General features: G+C 48.4%; 12 protein-coding genes. All 12 read left to right on the top strand.

Going from position 1 to position 14,754, the window contains the following annotated elements:
- The first annotated feature begins 39 nt into the window (after window positions 1-39).
- The 12 genes from uppS (at window position 40) to dnaE (ending at window position 14,707) form a co-directional block, all read left to right on the top strand.
- The gene (gene uppS, locus LEUMU_RS0111355) at window positions 40-765 is read left to right on the top strand and encodes a polyprenyl diphosphate synthase (protein ID WP_022952406.1); all 726 of its coding nucleotides are present in this window, start codon (window positions 40-42) and stop codon (window positions 763-765) included.
- Window positions 758-1,570 carry a phosphatidate cytidylyltransferase gene (locus tag LEUMU_RS0111350; RefSeq protein WP_022952405.1) on the top strand — a complete coding sequence of 271 codons (813 nt, stop codon included), beginning with the start codon at window positions 758-760 and terminating at the stop codon, window positions 1,568-1,570. Before uppS ends, LEUMU_RS0111350 begins: the two co-directional genes overlap by 8 nt.
- Window positions 1,570-2,781 carry a 1-deoxy-D-xylulose-5-phosphate reductoisomerase gene (gene ispC / locus LEUMU_RS0111345; RefSeq protein WP_022952404.1) on the top strand — a complete coding sequence of 404 codons (1,212 nt, stop codon included), beginning with the start codon at window positions 1,570-1,572 and terminating at the stop codon, window positions 2,779-2,781. Before LEUMU_RS0111350 ends, ispC begins: the two co-directional genes overlap by 1 nt.
- Window positions 2,778-4,151 (top strand): RIP metalloprotease RseP, encoded by a 1,374-nt coding sequence (gene rseP / locus LEUMU_RS0111340; protein ID WP_022952403.1) that lies wholly within the window; start codon window positions 2,778-2,780, stop codon window positions 4,149-4,151. Before ispC ends, rseP begins: the two co-directional genes overlap by 4 nt.
- A gap of 2 nt (window positions 4,152-4,153) precedes the next feature.
- Entirely contained in the window at window positions 4,154-6,433 is a 2,280-nt protein-coding gene (gene bamA / locus LEUMU_RS0111335; RefSeq protein ID WP_022952402.1) for an outer membrane protein assembly factor BamA, read from the top strand.
- A 138-nt stretch (window positions 6,434-6,571) separates the two neighbouring features.
- Entirely contained in the window at window positions 6,572-7,168 is a 597-nt protein-coding gene (locus LEUMU_RS0111330) for an OmpH/Skp family outer membrane protein (RefSeq protein WP_022952401.1), read from the top strand.
- 2 nt (window positions 7,169-7,170) lie between these two features.
- A complete protein-coding gene (gene lpxD / locus LEUMU_RS0111325; RefSeq protein WP_022952400.1) occupies window positions 7,171-8,223 on the top strand; it encodes a UDP-3-O-(3-hydroxymyristoyl)glucosamine N-acyltransferase in 1,053 nt (350 codons plus the stop codon).
- The gene (gene fabZ / locus LEUMU_RS0111320) at window positions 8,220-8,669 is read left to right on the top strand and encodes a 3-hydroxyacyl-ACP dehydratase FabZ (protein WP_022952399.1); all 450 of its coding nucleotides are present in this window, start codon (window positions 8,220-8,222) and stop codon (window positions 8,667-8,669) included. The genes lpxD and fabZ overlap by 4 nt, the downstream gene beginning before the upstream one ends.
- Window positions 8,666-9,436, top strand: a complete 771-nt coding sequence (gene lpxA / locus LEUMU_RS0111315; protein WP_022952398.1) for an acyl-ACP--UDP-N-acetylglucosamine O-acyltransferase — start codon at window positions 8,666-8,668, stop codon at window positions 9,434-9,436. The genes fabZ and lpxA overlap by 4 nt, the downstream gene beginning before the upstream one ends.
- Complete coding sequence (gene lpxB, locus LEUMU_RS0111310; protein ID WP_022952397.1) at window positions 9,436-10,584, top strand: lipid-A-disaccharide synthase; 1,149 nt, start codon at window positions 9,436-9,438, stop codon at window positions 10,582-10,584. Before lpxA ends, lpxB begins: the two co-directional genes overlap by 1 nt.
- 83 nt (window positions 10,585-10,667) lie before the next feature.
- Window positions 10,668-11,243 carry a ribonuclease HII gene (gene rnhB / locus LEUMU_RS0111305; RefSeq protein ID WP_022952396.1) on the top strand — a complete coding sequence of 192 codons (576 nt, stop codon included), beginning with the start codon at window positions 10,668-10,670 and terminating at the stop codon, window positions 11,241-11,243.
- The gene (dnaE, locus tag LEUMU_RS0111300) at window positions 11,240-14,707 is read left to right on the top strand and encodes a DNA polymerase III subunit alpha (RefSeq protein ID WP_022952395.1); all 3,468 of its coding nucleotides are present in this window, start codon (window positions 11,240-11,242) and stop codon (window positions 14,705-14,707) included. Before rnhB ends, dnaE begins: the two co-directional genes overlap by 4 nt.
- Window positions 14,708-14,754: the final 47 nt, after the last annotated feature.

Raw genomic sequence — 14,754 nt, 5'->3', positions numbered from 1 at the left:
CCGGAGATCCGGAATATTGCCGATAACGAATAATAAAATATGACAAATACAACGGTTATCCCTCGCCATATTGCCATTGTCATGGACGGCAATGGCCGGTGGGCGCAGCAACGTAAGAGGCCACGGCTTTTTGGGCACCACCGCGGGGCAGAAGCTGTGCGCAGTGTCGTTAAAGCTTGTGGGCGTCTGAACGTCGAGTGCCTGACTTTGTTTGCCTTTAGCAGTGAAAACTGGAAGCGACCAGAGGAAGAGGTCAGCGGTTTGATGAGTCTGCTGGCGACGGCGCTTGAGCGTGAAGCGAAAGGCTTGATGAAACACGGTGTTCGTTTAAAGTTTATCGGCGATACCACCGCTTTTTCAGAGAAGTTGCAGCGCAAAATTGCAGATGTTGAAGCTATGACCAGCAATGGTGAGGGTTTACTGCTGCAAATTGCCGCTAACTATGGCGGACGTTGGGATATTGTGCAGGCTGCTCAGCAGTTATTGAATGAGCAGCCTGACATTCCATTAACCGAAGACTCTCTCTCTGGTAAATTAAGTACGGCTGATGTGCCTGATCCCGATTTGTTTATACGAACCGGTGGTGAGCGTCGCATCAGCAATTTTTTATTGTGGCAACTGGCTTACTCGGAATTATACTTTACCGATACCCTATGGCCCGATTTTGATGAGTCGGCTCTGCTCGATGCTATTGATGATTTTGCCTCACGGCAACGACGTTTTGGCATGACCGGCGAACAGGTCAAGGAAACCAACCATGCTTAAACAACGCGTCATCACTGCAATATTCTTGGTTTTGGCAGTATTGGCTGGCGTCACGCTGCTGCCGACCCCGTATTTTGCAATTGCTTCGCTGGTCGTCGTGTTAGCGATTGGCGGCTGGGAATGGGCTCGATTAATCGGCCTTGAAGCAATGCAGCAAGCGTGGGCGGTTATCTTTCTGATTGTTGTCGGCACGCTCATTTATATAACTGGCGTGAGCTGGTATGCGATTGCAACTGGCGTGGTCTTTTGGGTGACTATCCTTGGGTTGTTAACTATTTATCGTCAAGATAGCACATTCTACTCCAGCAGGCCGTGGCTACTGAGCTTAGCGGGCTTTCTGGTACTAGTCCCAGCGTGGTTGGCTTTAGCGCGTCTGCAAGCTCATGACCCAATGCTCGTGTTGTACCTGATCTTCTTGGTGGCAGCGATGGACACTGGGGCTTACTTTGTCGGTAAGGCCGTTGGTGTGACCAAACTAGCGCCTGAGTTAAGCCCAGGCAAAACCAGAGAAGGTGCTAAAGGTGGATTGGCCGCTGCGTTATTGTGGGCTTTACTAGGTGCTTCCTATTTTGGTTTTACTGGCATCGCTTGGGTTTACTTCTTGCTATTGTCTTTGCTGGTTGCGGCCTTATCGGTTGCAGGCGATTTATTTGAAAGCTTGCTAAAGCGCGAAGCTGGCCAGAAAGATAGCGGTACTATCCTGCCGGGCCACGGTGGTATTTTAGATCGTATCGATGGCTTACTCGTTGCACTGCCTGTATTCGTCTTGGGGTTGTCGGTTAGCCTTGTGGGGCGTGGCATATAATGGCAGTAGAGCAGGCGGGGCAGACGCCGAAGAAAGGAATCACTGTTCTCGGTGCGACAGGCTCAATTGGCCTGAGTACTTTGGATGTATTGGCACGTCATCCAAATGACTATCAAGTCATTGCACTGACCGCCAATACGCAAACCGATGTGCTATTTCAGCAATGTCAGGCTTTTCATCCCAAATATGCTGTCATGGTCGATGAGGCTAGTGCGGAAGCTCTAGCTGAAAAGCTCAATGCTGCAGGTAGTTCAACCGAGGTGCTCAGTGGGGCTGCTGCACTAGAGCAGGTTGCCGCACTACCGGAAACTGATTATGTAATGGCAGCCATTGTTGGCGCTGCAGGGCTACTACCTTCACTCGCTGCTGCGAAAGCCGGTAAGCGGGTAATGCTGGCCAATAAAGAAGCCTTGGTCATGTCTGGCAAGCTGTTTATGGACGCGGTACGGGATAATGGCGCAGAGCTGTTACCTATTGATAGTGAACATAATGCGATCTTTCAAAGTATGCCAGTCCAAGGCAAAGCGGGTGTAAAACGAATTTTACTGACCGGTTCTGGTGGTCCATTCCGCACTCGCGACATTGATACCTTGCATGAGGTAACGCCTGCACAAGCTGTCGCTCATCCTAATTGGTCGATGGGACAAAAAATTTCGGTGGATTCCGCCACCATGATGAATAAAGGCTTGGAGGTGATTGAAGCTTGTTGGCTATTTGATGTGCCTAGCTCGCAGATTCAGGTTGTTATTCACCCGCAAAGTACCATTCATTCCATGGTTTCTTACATCGATGGCTCCGTGATTGCACAATTGGGTAATCCGGATATGCGCACGCCGATTGCTTATGCATTGGCTTGGCCACAGCGAATAGATGCCGGCGTGGATGAGTTGGATTTTTTCCAACTGGCGCGCTTGGATTTTGAAGCGCCGGATTTCAATCGGTTTCCATGCCTTAAATTTGCATACGATGCTCACCAAATGGGTGGCTATGCGAGTATTGCATTGAATGCCGCTAATGAAATCGCGGTTGAGAATTTTCTTAATCACCGTATTAACTTTACAGAGATTCCGCAGCTTATTGAAAATGCGCTTGAGCAAGCATCCAGCGGCACGCCACTTGTCTTAGAGGATATCCTTATTCAGGATGCAGACAGCCGTGAACAGGCACGCTTATGGATAAAAAACAATAAGAAGCAGACTACCGTTCTATGATGAATTCCTTGATAACTATCGCTGCGTTTTTAGTCACCATTGGCCTATTGGTCGCTGTTCATGAATTTGGACATTATTGGGTGGCTCGTAAACTCGGCATTAAAGTCCTTCGCTTCTCCATCGGCTTTGGTAAACAGATCTGGACCGTTAGGGGCAAAGACGACGATAAGGTTGAATATTCTCTATCGCTGATTCCCCTCGGTGGCTATGTCAAAATGTTGGATGAGCGTGAGGGGGATGTTGATCCTGCTGAGCGCCATCGGGCATTTAATGTGCAACCGGTTTGGAAGCGCTTTCTGGTCGTACTGGCCGGCCCCATGTTTAACTTCATTTTTGCGATTCTGGCCTTTGCCAGCACCTACATGATCGGTGTTGACTCTGTCCGTCCTTACTTGGATGCGCCATTGCCTAATACGCCAGCGGCCATCAGTGGTTTTGAAGCTGGGGACCGTGTTACTAAGATTAATGACACCGAAGTACAGTCGCTTAATCAACTGCGTTTAACGCTGCTGAATGAATACCTCGCGACCCAACAGCTGACGATAGAAGTTGAAACCGCGAATGGTGCTGCCCGTACTCGTAACCTAAATCTTGAAGGCATTGCTTTGCTAGAAGATGAAGGTGATCATCTTGCGAAAACAGGTCTGCAGGTTGAGCGTCCGAAAAGTATTCCGGTTGTTATGGAAGCGATGCCAGGCTCAGCTGCTGAAGCGGCTGGCTTGCTACCAGAAGATAAGGTTCTGGCAATGGATGGGCAAACCATTACATCGACGCTTGAATTCTCCACTTACATTAATAATCACGCTGATCAGCCGGTTCAGTTACGAATTTCCCGTGATGGCGTTGAGTCAGACCTTACCGTTACACCAAAGCCTTCTGTTGTAGAAGGACAAACCGTTGGCTTGCTGGGTATTCGCATGGCTCGCTTAATGGAAGAGGGCATTCGGGAGCGTTTGCTCTTTACCAGCCACTCTTCAGTGGGTGATGCCTTGTACAAAGGCGCGGTTGAGACTTGGGATTTATCGGTGATGACTCTGCGGGTGATGGGGCGTTTGATTACCGGTGAAGCCTCTATCAAAAATATCAGTGGCCCGATTACTATCGCGAATTACGCGGGTAAAAGTGCGTTGATTGGCTTCTCTGTCTTTATGAGCTTTCTGGCGATCGTTAGCCTGAGTCTTGGGGTGTTAAACCTCTTGCCAGTGCCAATGCTGGATGGTGGTCATTTATTGTATTATCTGATTGAAATCGTCAAAGGTAGCCCGGTTTCTGAGAAGGTAGAAGAAATTGGGATGCGTATTGGCATGGCCATGGTCGGTGTGCTCATGGTGCTGGCAATCTATAACGACATAACACGATTAGTGAGTTAATTATGAAAAAACAAACACTACAGCTTTCATTTGCCAGTTGCCTGTTTGCACTGAGCCAGGGAGTGTGGGCCGACAGTTTTTTGCTGCAAGATATCCAGGTTAGCGGCTTAAAGCGTATCAACGCAGGTACAGTACTGAGTAATGTGCCAGTTCGGGTAGGTCAAACCTTTGACGATCGGATGACGGCTGATGTGGTTAATTCACTGTATCGTACCGGTTTATTTGATGACATCAGTCTGAGTCGTCGTGGTAACGTACTGGTAGTCAAAGTTTCAGAGCGCCAAGCGATTAGTGCAATTACCTTTGAAGGTAACAAGTCACTAACCAACAAGGTGTTGTTAGATGCTATGCGCGGCGGTGGAATTGCACCAGGTCGTCCATTAGACAAAGCGGCTTTATCTCAGTTTGAGAAAGAGCTACAGCAGCAGTTGGTGTCTCGTGGCAACTATTCTGCAAAAGTCTCTTCAACCATTACACCTGCCAGTGATGGCCGTGCAGCGGTGAAAGTGACTGTGCAAGAAGGCAGCACGGCTAAGATTAGAAACGTCAAGATTACCGGTAATAAGGCATTTCCTGAAGTAACTTTGTTGAAGCTGCTGGAATCAGGCCCGAAAAGTCGATTGGCTTTCTTAAGTAGTCGTGATGAGTACTCTAAAGGCAAGTTGGTTGGCGATCTGGATAACTTGACGTCATTCTACCGTGACCGTGGTTTCTTACGTTTTGAGATACTGTCCAGCCAAGTCACACTGTCGGATGATAAGCGTACGGTTAACGTTAACATCGCGGTTAAAGAAGGTGATCAATACCGAGTCGGTAAAGTTGATGTCACCGGTACTCAGTCAGCAGGTATTCAAAAGCTGGTTAAGCTGAAAACAGGTCAGGTTTACTCTCAGGCTCTACTTCGCGAGACGCAGAAGAACTTTGCCAGTGAAATGGGCAAGTACGGTTACGCCTTTGCTAAGGTCGATGTGTTACCAAAGATTGATGAAATTAATAAGCGTGTAGATATTGCCTTCGACCTGAAGCAAGGTCAGCGTACTTATGTTCGCCGTATTAATGTGCGTGGTAACTACCGCACCAAGGATGAAGTTTTCCGTCGTGAAATGCGTCAGCTGGAAAGCTCATTCTACTCAAAAGAGTCCGTCGAGCAGTCACGTCGCCGTATCCAGCGCCTGGCGTTTGTTGAGTCCGTTAAGATTGATACTTCACCTGTGGTCGGTACTAACGATCAGGTTGATTTGGATATCACGGTTAAAGAGCGTTCATCTAATCAGTTTACCGCCGGTGTGGGTTACTCACAGACTGCCGGAATCCTGTTTAATGTCGGCTTGACGCAAAACAACTTTATGGGTACGGGTAAAAGCTTATCAGTAGCCGGTTCAAACAGTGAGTCTGAGCAGAGTTTCAACCTGAGTTATAACAACCCATATCACACGATTGATGGGGTTGGTCGCGGCTTTAAGGTTTACTACGACAAGACAGATACCTCGGACGATGACACCTCAGATTATGAGAGTGATCGATATGGTGCGAGTATTAACTACACGTTCCCAATCGACGAAGATGACTCTTTGCGCTTTAGTATTGGTGCAGAGCAACGCAAAATTAGCACGACCTCTTCAAGTCCGACCTATATTGAAGAGTATATTGAAGAAAATGGCGATGAGTACACCGAAATTCTGGGTACTGCCAGCTATGTGCATGACACGCGTGACCGTACCATCTTCCCAACTTCAGGTCAGATCCAAAGTTTGGTGCTAGAAGTTGGTTTGCCATCCAGTGACTTGGAGTACTACAAGATTAAGTACAGCGGTTCGGCTTACTTCCCGATCTCTGAGAACTTTACCGGTGTGCTGAAAGGTGGCTTGGCTTACGGTGATGGTTTTGGTGATACTGATGAGTTGCCGTTCTTTGAAAACTTCTACTCAGGAGGTATCCGCACAGTTCGTGGTTTTGAGTACAACTCTTTAGGTCCAACCGATGGTGATCTGGATGATCCGGAAGCCATTGGTGGTAATGTCTCGGTTAACGCCTCGGCTGAAGTACGCTTCCCAGTACCGTTCTTAACGGATGTCGATGGTCTGAAAGGTAGTGTCTTCGTTGATGCGGGTAACGTATTTAACGATGAGATCGATACCGGCGATATTCGTTATTCCGCAGGTGTTGGCTTGACGTGGGTATCTCCATTGGGACCACTGAGCTTAAGTTATGCTAAGCCATTGAATGCTAAAGACGATGATAAAACTCAGGAGTTACAATTCTCTGTGGGTGCTAACTTCTAAGCTTTAGCTCATAGCTACAACACTAGGACCCCGCTATTATGGCGGGGTCTTTGCGTTTAAGAACCAGCTGTTTTTAAAATGACGGTAAATTAATTGCAGTAATCTATAATTGTGTCAAAAAGTAGCGGCGAGTAAACTATGATGATGACGAATAATATTAAATCTAACATTGTGCGGATTAAACAGCGCTCACTCCCTTTGTTATTAGTACTGCTTAGTTTTCTAAGTTTGCCTGCTTTGGCTGAAACCACGCATGTAACAATTGCCGTGGTTGATGTGGCATACTTGATGAAAAATGCGCCAGAGGCTGAGTCCGCAGGGCTTGAGCTCAAAGCACGCTTTTCACCTCGTGAGTTGGCCCTCAGTAAAGAGCTTGAGTTGATTGGCCAGCTGGAAGCTGAGCGTGAACGTAATCTAGTCACCTGGACGCCTGAGCAGCGCCAGCAAAATGAGCGGGAAGTGCGTACTCGCAAGCGTGACCGGACGCGTGCTTTAGAGGATTTTCGTGAAGAATTACGTTTCGCGCGAGATGCTGCTTTGGATTCGGTCCAACAAAGTGTATTTAAGGCAATCGAAGACGTCCGCGAAGAGCGCGAGATTGATGTCGTGATTGAGGAATACGTTGCTGCGAGCGCTCGGGTTAATATTACGCCAGATGTATTAAATTATTTGCAGCGCCAATTTGACCAAAAACAGTCTGGTACGCAAAACAATAAAAAATCAACGGAGCAATAAATATGGCAGTAATACGTTTGGCAGAGCTGGCTGAAATAACCGGCGCCAGCCTTGAAGGCAATCCCGATTTACTGATACAGGCCGTTGCTCCGGTCGATAAGGCTCAAGCGGGTGAATTAAGCTTTATCAGCAACCCAAAATACTTATCCGGCATTGCAGAGTGCAAGGCTGAGGCACTCATTGTTTCGCCAAAAATGAATGTGAGCGCTTTTAAGGGCGCATTGCTAAAACATGACAATCCTTATTTTGCTTATGCAAAAGTAATGCAGCATTTATACCCTGAAGCTCAAGCCCCGTTGGGCATTCACCCCAGTGCAGTAGTAGCTGAGGATGTGGCATTGGGTAAAAATGTTAGTATTGGTCCCAATGCCGTTGTCGAGTCTGGCGCGAGCTTGGGCGATAATGTTGTGATTGGCCCAGGCTGCGTGGTTGGTGCAGGTTGTCAGTTAGCCGCTGACGTCCAATTAATGGCTAATGTCACTTTGTATCATGGCGTACGCATCGGCAAAGCCTCTCGTATTCATTCGGGTACTATTATCGGTAGTGATGGCTTCGGTTATGCGCCAAATCAACATGTTTGGCATAAAATTCCACAGGTCGGCTCGGTGCAAATTGGCGACAATGTGGAGATCGGGGCTAATACCACGATCGACCGTGGCGCGCTAAGCGATACCATTATCGGTAATGGCGTAATCCTCGATAACCAAATTCAGATTGGCCATAACTGTGTGATCGGTGATTATACGGCGATGGCTGGCGCAACCGCGATTGCGGGCAGTACTACCGTTGGTAAGCGTTGCCAGATCGGTGGCGCTGTTTGTATGGCTGGTCATATCACCATTGCGGATGATGTGATTGTGACCGGTATGGGCATGGTGGCGAGCTCAATAAAGCAGTCTGGTGTATACTCTTCAGGCGTACCCGTTTCAGAATCCAAACGCTGGCGCCGAAATGCAGTGCGCTTCTCGCAATTGGATGACATGGCAAAAACCATTCGTGACTTGCAAAAGCAACTCGCAGAACTTAACCAAAACAAATCAGGAAGTAGTGAATGAAAGTAATGGACGTAGTGGAAATCAGAAAATTCCTTGCCCACCGTTATCCGTTTTTATTAGTCGATCGCGTATTGGACTATGAAGAAGGCAAATACCTGAAAGCGATTAAAAATGTCTCAATCAATGAGCCATTTTTTAACGGCCACTTTCCTGATCAGCCAATCATGCCGGGCGTGTTGTTGATTGAAGCGATGGCGCAGGCGACTGGGCTGCTAGGCTTCCTGACCATGGGAACTGAGCCTCAGGAAGATACTTTATACATTCTGGTTGGCGTCAATAACGTTCGTTTCCGCAAGCAGGTAGTACCGGGAGATCAGGTTGAGCTACACGCCGAGCTGGTTAAACGTAAAGGTACGATCTGGTTCTTTAAGACTGAAGCGAAAGTAGACGGCAAAACAGTTACCTCTGCAGAACTTATGTGTGCTGTGGTGAAGGAGGGCGCTTGATCCATCCAACGGCAGTCATTGATCCGAGCGCGCAGCTGGCAAATAATGTCAGTGTGGGCGCTTATTCGGTAATCGGTCCGGATGTCATTATCGGTGAGGGTAGTTGGATTGGCCCGCACGTGGTGATTCAGGGGCCGACCCGAATTGGTAAAGATAACGAGATTTTCCAATTTTCCTCAGTGGGTGAAGCACCGCAGGATAAAAAGTATGCGGGCGAGCCAACCGAGCTGATTATTGGGGATCGCAATGTGATTCGTGAGAGTTGCACCATCAATCGTGGTACTGCCCAAGATATTGGCAAGACGGTAATTGGTGATGACAACTGGATCATGGCTTATGTGCATATTGCGCATGATTGTATTGTGGGTAATGGTACGATTTTTGCCAATAATGCGACCTTAGCAGGTCATGTGCATATTCACGACTATGCGATTTTAGGTGGCTTCACGCTGGTTCATCAGTTCTGTCATGTGGGTGCGTATTCCTTTACCGGAATGGGCACGGCACTGACTAAAGATTTGCCGCCGTATATTATGTCGCATGGCACGCCGGCAGTCCCGCGTGGAATCAACAAAGAAGGCCTGAAGCGTAATGGCTTTGATTCTGAAAGTCAGGCACGCATTAAGCAGTGCTATCGCTATCTGTATCGTTTAGATATGCCATTTCAGCAAGCCTTGCAGGAAATGGAAGGTGCGTACTCCGGGCATGATGATGTGCAGCTATTGCTAGATTTCTGCCGTCGCAGCGAACGCGGCATTATTCGCTGATGAGAATAGCGTTGGTTTCGGGTGAGGTTTCCGGAGATATTTTGGGGGCGCGTTTGATTCAAGCCCTCAAAGTCCATTTCCCTGATGCGCAATTTGAAGGCATTGCTGGCCCTGAAATGCAGGCTGCCGGCTGTGTCTCGCTGCATGATATGGAGCGTCTCTCAGTGATGGGTTTCTCTGAGGTGATTGGTCGCTTATGGGAATTGCTGGGCATTCGTAAAAGCTTGATTCAGCGCTGGACCGATAATCCACCTGATATCATGATTGGCATTGATGCACCGGACTTTAATCTGTTACTGGAGCGTAAGCTGCATGCGAATGGCGTTCGGGTTGCTCATTATGTCAGCCCCTCCATTTGGGCATGGCGACAAGGGCGGGTTAAAAAGTTTGTCGGTAAACTCGACTTGATGCTGGCGTTATTTCCATTTGAAGCGTCTTTTTACGAAGCACACAAAGTTCCGGTTGCATTTGTTGGTCATCCTTTAGCAGATGAGATTCCATTGCACAATGATGCCTTGGCTGCCCGCAAAGCGCTAAATCTGCCGGAAGCTGCGAGATTGCTTGCTGTATTGCCGGGAAGTCGCTCAGGGGAAATTCAACGGCTTGGGCCGCATTTTTTACAAGCAGTTGCGACCCTGCACCAAAACCATCCGGATTGGCAGTTTGTCACGCCCTTGGTCAATGATAAAATCGCTGCGAAATTTAAAGCGCTGCATCAACAGTATGCGCCTGAAGTGCCGATTCATTTTATTGAAGGGCAGTCACGTACCGTAATGGCAGCTTCAGATCAGATTTTGATGGCATCGGGAACGGCAGTATTAGAAGGCATGTTGGTTGGCCGGCCCATGGTGGCAGCTTATGCGGTTGCTGCGTTAACCGGTTGGATCATTACCCAGCTAGGCATGATTAAATCACCGTATTACACCTTGCCAAATAACTTGGCGAATGAGTGTTTGGTGCCAGAAGTCATGCAAGAAAAACTATCGCCACAAGCGTTGGTGGATGCGGTAGAAGCACAGTTTGCCGAAACCGCAGAGCAAGCTGCGTATCGCGAGCAGCGCTTTACTGAAATACACAAAACACTGAAACAAGATGCCAGTCGACAAGCCGCATTGGCTATTAAACAACTGATTAGCAAAGCCGGTTAATAGAGTAGTCAGCAGGCTGATCAATTGCTTTGAGCGTCACACGCATTAACTTAATACCAAGCATTTTCAAGAGGTAACACACCGTGTCACAACTCATTGCAGGTGTCGACGAAGTCGGTCGTGGGCCGCTGGCTGGACCGGTGGTTGCCGCTGCCGTTATTTTAGATCCGAATCAGCCGATTGAAGGGCTAACCGATTCCAAGAAACTCACTGAAAAACGCCGCGAAGCACTGGCGATTGAGATTCGTGAGAAATCATTAGCTTGGTCATTAGGTCGCGCTGAAGTCGCTGAAATTGATGAAATCAATATTCTCTGGGCTAGCATGTTAGCCATGAAACGCGCGGTTGAAGGTTTGAGCGTGGAGCCAGAGTTTGTGAAGATTGATGGCAATCGCTGCCCGGATTTACCGTATCCAATGGAAGCTATTGTAAAAGGCGACCTCACTGAAGCTGAAATCAGTGCCGCCTCCATTATTGCCAAAGTGGCACGTGATCATGAAATGGAAGATATGGATATCAAATATCCGGGCTACGGCTTTGCCAAGCACAAGGGTTATCCCACCAAGCAGCACCGGGAAGCACTGATCAAGCAAGGTGCAAGCCCCATTCACCGCCTCAGTTTTAAACCCGTACAAAATATAATCAGGAACCCGCAATGAGTTTCGTTCACCTGCGCTTACACACTGAATTTTCGCTAGTCGACAGCACGCTACGCATTAAGCAATTGATGCCTGCCGTGGAAGCGGGCGAAATGCCTGCGGTTGCGATGACCGACCAGAACAATCTGTTTGCGATGGTGAAGTTTTACCGTGCCGCAATGGGGCAGGGACTGAAACCGATTTTCGGGGTGGATGTGTTGCTGCAGGATGAAGAAGATCCTGACCTGCTCTATCACATGATCCTGCTATGCCAGAACAACCAAGGCTACCTGAATATTTCCAAGCTGATTTCAAAGGCTTATCAGGAAGGGCAGGTGCTTGGTAAACCGCGAGTCCAGCGGAGTTGGATTAAAGAGCTGAATGAAGGAATTATTGCCTTGTCTGGCGCGCGCGACGGGGATATTGGATATTCCTTGCTGGCAGACAATGCCGGCGTGGCAGAGAAGCGTTTGCAAGACTGGATGAGCGTCTTCCCAGACCGCTTTTACATCGAATTACAGCGCACAGGGCGCGTGGGTGAACAACGCTATTTACAGGCCTCAGTCGAACTGGCTGCCAAATACGATGTGCCCGTAGTAGCCACTAATGATGTGCGCTTCCTCACCGAAGATGCCTTTTCATCGCATGAGGCGCGGGTGTGTATCCATGATGGCTACACGCTGGTTGATAAGCGTCGTGAGAAACTGTATTCGCCGCAGCAATATCTGAAAAGTGCGGCTGAAATGAAGGAGTTGTTTGCGGACATTCCTTCTGCGATTGAAAACACTGTCGAGATTGCACGCCGTTGTACGGTGGAGCTGACGCTGGGCAAAAACTACCTGCCAGCATTCCCAATCCCAGAGGGTATGACCGAAGCGGAATATTTCTGCCAAGTATCACGCGAGGGCATGGAAGAACGCTTTCAGGTGATGTTTGATGTGAATGCACCGGCATTTGCTGAACAACGAAAATCCTACGATGAGCGTCTGCAAATTGAGCTGGACGTAATCAATGGTATGGGATTTCCCGGTTACTTCTTAATTGTTGCTGATTTTATTCAGTGGGGTAAGGATAACGATGTGCCAGTAGGGCCGGGACGTGGTTCTGGTGCGGGCTCCTTAGTGGCATACGCGCTAAAAATTACCGATATTGATCCACTGAAATATGACCTGCTGTTTGAGCGATTCCTGAACCCTGAACGTGTATCCATGCCCGATTTCGATATCGATTTCTGTATGGATAAGCGGGAAATGGTTATCGACTACGTGGCGGAAACCTATGGTCGTGACAAGGTATCGCAGATCATTACCTACGGCTCCATGGCGGCTAAAGCGGTAGTACGTGACGTAGGTCGTGTGCTTGGGCATCCTTATGGTTTTGTGGATCGGATTGCTAAGCTAATCCCATTTGAAATCAAAATGACCCTGACCAAAGCACTTAAAGAGTCTCCTGACTTAAAAGTGCTTTACGATGAAGATGAGGAAGTTAAAAGCCTGATCGACCTCGCGCTATCACTGGAGGGTTTGACCCGAAACGTTGGTAAGCACGCGGGTGGTGTATTAATTTCGCCATCGGCTTTGGTTGATTTTACCCCGCTGTATTGTGAAGAAGGTGGCGGAAGTCTGGTATCGCAGTTCGATAAGGACGACGTAGAAGCGGTTGGCTTGGTTAAGTTCGACTTCTTGGGCCTGCGTAATCTGACCATCATCGATTGGGCGGTTAAAATCATCAATGATCTGCGCGCTAAAAAAGGCGAAGAGCCCATCGATATCACGCAAATTCCGTTGGATGATCCAAAATCCTACGAGCTGTTGCGTTCGGCAAAAACCACCGCGGTATTCCAGCTTGAATCGCGTGGTATGAAAGAATTGATCGGGCGATTATCGCCGGATGTGTTCGAAGATATTATCGCTTTGGTGGCGCTCTACCGGCCGGGCCCATTGCAGTCGGGCATGGTGGACGACTTCGTAAACCGGAAAAAAGGTATCGCCAAAGTTGAATACCCGCATCCGGACCTTGAGCCTGTTCTAAACACGACCTACGGGGTAATCGTGTATCAGGAGCAGGTAATGCAGATCGCACAGATTCTGGCGGGTTACTCGCTGGGTGGTGCGGACATGCTGCGACGGGCGATGGGTAAGAAAAAGCCTGAGGAAATGGCCAAGCAGCGTGAAATCTTCATGGAAGGTTCGGGCGGTCGTGGTATCGATCCCGATCAGGCAACGGCTATTTTCGATTTGATGGAAAAGTTCGCAGAGTATGGTTTTAACAAATCTCACTCCGCAGCTTATGCCTTGGTTTCATTCCAAACTATTTGGTTGAAAGCGCATTATCCGGCAGCCTTTATGGCAGCGGTATTGTCCTCGGATATGGATAACACCGAGAAGGTGGTGACCTTTATTGATGAATGTCGCCAGCTGGGTCTGGAGGTTATTCCGCCGGATGTGAATCGCTCGGGCTATCGTTTTAGTACCGAGCATGAGGGCAATTTGATCTTCGGCTTAGGCGCGGTAAAGGGCGCTGGTGAAAGCGCGATTAGTGTGATCTTGGCTGAGCGCGAAGCGAATGGCCCATTTGCCTCATTACCAGATCTCTGCAAACGCGTAAAATCCAATAAGCTAACTAAGCGTGTATTGGAAACGCTGATTAATGCAGGCGTGTTCGATAGTCTGGGTAAAAACCGCCGTTCAATGGTGGCTCATTTGCCCGAAGTGATTCGCATGGCACAACAGCTGCATCGCGATGAAGTCATCGGCCAAACTGATTTATTTGGCGGCTCAATGGTGGTGGAGCAGGATGAAAAACTAGCGCCTGATTTGCCAGAGTGGCCAGAGCGTGAACGCCTCCGCATGGAAAAAACGGCGCTGGGCTTGTATCTGACGGGTCACCCGATTAACGAATATGAAGCTGAAATTAGTCAGATTCGTAGCGTGAAATTATCGGATTTGGCAGAGGAAGATAGTAATCAAACCTATCAAAAACATCCGGTAGTACTGGCTGGGTTGGTTTCTAGTATCCGTACTCAAAACACTGAAAAAGGTAAGCGCGCCTTTGTGCAGTTGGATGATAAAACGGCCTATTATGAGGTGTTTATCTTCAGCAATGTGTTTGAGGAGTATCAGGAGCTGGTGAAAATGGAAGAGGTGCTGGTCATTAGCGGCACGCTCAATACCGAATACCACACTGGTAATACCCGACTACGAGTTGAAGCGCTCTATGATGTGCAGACAGCGCGCAAGATTTATGCGCGTAGCTTGAATTTATCCGTCAATCAGGCGCAATCACAAAATGGCTTCCTGGATAAGCTGGCCTCGCTGATACCGCCAGAAGGGGAGAGTGAGTGTCCGATTTTAGTCAACTATGAAACGGATAAGGCCTTAGCCCAAGTACGTTTAGGTAGTGATTATAAAGCACCGCTTGATGAAGCTTCCTTACAGCAGCTAAAAGCCTATCTAGGTGATGATCGGGTTGTGGTTAACTACTAATAAGGGGCGCTTTTAACAAAGGCCAAGCCCACACGTTTGTAAAAAAA

The sequence above is a fragment of the Leucothrix mucor DSM 2157 genome (assembly GCF_000419525.1).
Classification (GTDB): Bacteria; Pseudomonadota; Gammaproteobacteria; order Thiotrichales; family Thiotrichaceae; genus Leucothrix; species Leucothrix mucor.
This window is presented reverse-complemented; position numbering and strand designations above follow the sequence as displayed.

Coding starts and splice junctions, on each gene's coding strand:
- uppS (WP_022952406.1), top strand. CDS start 40: ATGACAAATACAACGGTTATCCCTCGCCATATTGCCATTGTCATGGAC.
- LEUMU_RS0111350 (WP_022952405.1), top strand. CDS start 758: ATGCTTAAACAACGCGTCATCACTGCAATATTCTTGGTTTTGGCAGTA.
- ispC (WP_022952404.1), top strand. CDS start 1,570: ATGGCAGTAGAGCAGGCGGGGCAGACGCCGAAGAAAGGAATCACTGTT.
- rseP (WP_022952403.1), top strand. CDS start 2,778: ATGATGAATTCCTTGATAACTATCGCTGCGTTTTTAGTCACCATTGGC.
- bamA (WP_022952402.1), top strand. CDS start 4,154: ATGAAAAAACAAACACTACAGCTTTCATTTGCCAGTTGCCTGTTTGCA.
- LEUMU_RS0111330 (WP_022952401.1), top strand. CDS start 6,572: ATGATGATGACGAATAATATTAAATCTAACATTGTGCGGATTAAACAG.
- lpxD (WP_022952400.1), top strand. CDS start 7,171: ATGGCAGTAATACGTTTGGCAGAGCTGGCTGAAATAACCGGCGCCAGC.
- fabZ (WP_022952399.1), top strand. CDS start 8,220: ATGAAAGTAATGGACGTAGTGGAAATCAGAAAATTCCTTGCCCACCGT.
- lpxB (WP_022952397.1), top strand. CDS start 9,436: ATGAGAATAGCGTTGGTTTCGGGTGAGGTTTCCGGAGATATTTTGGGG.
- dnaE (WP_022952395.1), top strand. CDS start 11,240: ATGAGTTTCGTTCACCTGCGCTTACACACTGAATTTTCGCTAGTCGAC.